The sequence below is a fragment of the Frigoribacterium sp. CFBP 13707 genome, assembly GCF_014842245.1.
In the GTDB taxonomy this organism is placed as follows: Bacteria; Actinomycetota; Actinomycetes; order Actinomycetales; family Microbacteriaceae; genus Frigoribacterium; species Frigoribacterium endophyticum.
Genome location: NZ_JACYVL010000040.1, coordinates 1 through 337, shown reverse-complemented (window position 1 = coordinate 337; position 337 = coordinate 1). Strand labels below are relative to the sequence as shown.

1 protein-coding gene is annotated in these 337 nt (G+C 61.1%); it reads left to right on the top strand.

The window, feature by feature from the left end:
* Positions 1-68: 68 nt before the first annotated feature.
* Positions 69-337, top strand: a 269-nt coding sequence (locus IFT45_RS16820; RefSeq protein WP_206759085.1) for a hypothetical protein, incomplete at its 3' end; no start/stop codon positions are given.

The following is a 337-nucleotide window of genomic DNA, read 5'->3' as shown; positions in this document are numbered from 1 at the left end:
GTTGAGCTGAAGTCGTGTGCGTATGCTCGCAGCATCACCAGCCGCACTGTCGCGAAGGGTAGAACACGATGATCCGACGACGCGTCCTCGAAGCTTTTGCAGGAGCAGGCGTTCTCTGCTTACTGCTCTCAGGATGCAGCGGAACCGCTGCGGCGGGAACCGACGACCTGCCAACCTTCACGTCGATGGACCAACTCGTCTCCGCCGTTGATGAGCACCTTAGCTGCGACACCGACCCTGCCGGAGATCCTGTTACCCCGATGAACGGTGATGCCCTGCCCACGGACCAAGTGCTGTGCCTGCCTCACGTGCAGATCGACCTCTATGGGGACCAGGC